This window comes from Nostoc sp. CALU 546 (genome assembly GCF_048836525.1).
Genome location: NZ_JAWJTF010000352.1, coordinates 1 through 1959, shown reverse-complemented (window position 1 = coordinate 1959; position 1959 = coordinate 1). Strand labels below are relative to the sequence as shown.

Annotated in this window: 1 protein-coding gene; it reads left to right on the top strand. The window is 35.9% G+C overall.

The window, feature by feature from the left end; all coding sequences use genetic code 11:
- The first annotated feature begins 318 nt into the window (after nucleotides 1-318).
- Complete coding sequence (locus tag RRG12_RS43595; protein ID WP_420763174.1) at nucleotides 319-1692, top strand: hypothetical protein; 1374 nt, start codon at nucleotides 319-321, stop codon at nucleotides 1690-1692.
- The last annotated feature ends 267 nt before the right edge of the window (nucleotides 1693-1959 follow it).

The following is a 1959-nucleotide window of genomic DNA, read 5'->3' as shown; positions in this document are numbered from 1 at the left end:
GAAACTGTAGGTAATTCCTCTACAGACGTTTCACTTGTAACCCCGTTTGCTCGTGCCATCAACGCTTCCTCAAGGAATTTCCCTCAGTGTATCGCTGATCTCAAGTTACCAAAGATAGTATTTTATAATTCGTTAAATAATTGTACGTAAAAACTTATCAAAGACTTATTCATCTGTGTCAGATGCGAAGTCATCACGCCATTTTATAGAATCATTTAACCGCTATATTCATAAAATGTTAGGACAACTACTGTTCTGGATTAAGAAAACGGCTAGAAATAATGAAGTCTAAACATTTTTATAGAATTTTTTCAAGATATGTTTCTAGATACATTTCGGAAAATCTCTGTCCGGCAAATTCCATCTTTAAAAAAGAAAACTATTTCATTAAAAAGTACACAAGATAGCGTCTTGAATTCAGATATTCAAGCTGTAAAGAATTGTCGAGAATGGATTATCTCTCAAACCAAAAATACTTTTGACAATACAAGAGTACTAGGAGTAGTAGCTGCTGCTAATAAAGCCGACAGCTTTTTACCTTACACCATTCCCAAAATCATTCAACAAATTGCTGATATGGGAATGAAAGCAGATATGATTATTGGGCTGAATCATGGTTTTGAATGTCCAAAAGTAATTGAATATTTTAACTTATTGCCAAATGTCAAAATTACTCACTTATATACCGAACCCAAGCCAGAAAATAATATCTCAGCTAAGATATTTGACAATGTAAAATGCATAGGTGAACCTTATTTTTTAGATAATATTTCTCCTGAATCTTCTCAGCATAGAATATTTATTGTTCACCAGAAGGTTAGTTTACATTCATCAGGGAAGATCAGAGTTTTAGGTGATATTTATGGCTCATTACTGTTAAAGAGTATAGAAAAGGGATGGACGCCTCCTGAGTTTGTAGTAACTTTCGATGCTGAAACTCAGTTTTTACTGGAAACCAAATCTCAAGCAATGGAGTCAAATTTAGATACTAATAGCTTGATGCTAATAGTTAATGAGCTAAAAAAAAGTCCACAAATCGATATTTTAAGTACACGCAATAAATTTGTGGTTTATCAAAAATCTACGCTGGATAACATGGAAATTCTCTTACCTGATTATAGTCAAGAAGTACCTCCTATCCAGTTCTTTCTAAATGTTGTACATGGTAGATTTTCTGGTTATAAGTGGAACCCTGGAGGTGGTATTGTTGCTAGAACAGATGCAATAATTAGCTTGTTAGTGATAATTAGTGAAAGATATCCAGGAATACGAGTTGAAGATGTACATCTCAGCATATTAGCTCATCACGCTGGTTTTAGCTCTGATATATTATTGAAAGTTATCTCTATAAATAGATGTCCTAAGATAGGTGAGATGACTACGAATAGTTCCCTCAAAAGTGCTTGGATGGAGCAAATTTATAGATGGAATTCTGGCTGTAAAGGTTTAGAGTTATGTTACGGCAAACACAATATTAGTCCAATAGTAGATGATGGATTTCCTTGGTTTACCATCACAAAATCACTAGATTTTTTACGAGTATTAATAGGTCATAGGAAAATTAATTTATCCACTATTATTAAAAACGTGAATTTTCTGGCGATCGCTCTAATTACTTCCCGTCAAATAAGACGGAAAAGCTCTCATAACCCTGATGTCTTACAAGGCCCTACAGCCAAAGCTTTTTGGTAAAAATTAAGTGTTAGGGACTTTTGCAAGAGGTCTTTAGTGGCATTCCACGCTGATATAGCAGGAGGCAGGAGGCAGGAGGCAGGAGGCAGGAGGCAGGAGGCAGGAGGCAGAAGGCAGGAGGCAGGAGGCAGGAGGCAGGAGGTAAAAGTATTACTATTCCTAGCCTTGGGGTTTTCAAAATGTCCTAACCTATGTGGCTACGGCTATATCTTTATCTTTAAAACCAATTACCCACTAATACATAGGCAGCCCAGTAACCAGGGCGAT

What these genes read in the sequence shown, in the direction of transcription:
- RRG12_RS43595 (WP_420763174.1), top strand. Translation starts at nt 319, where the DNA reads ATGTTTCTAGATACATTTCGGAAAATCTCTGTCCGGCAAATTCCATCT.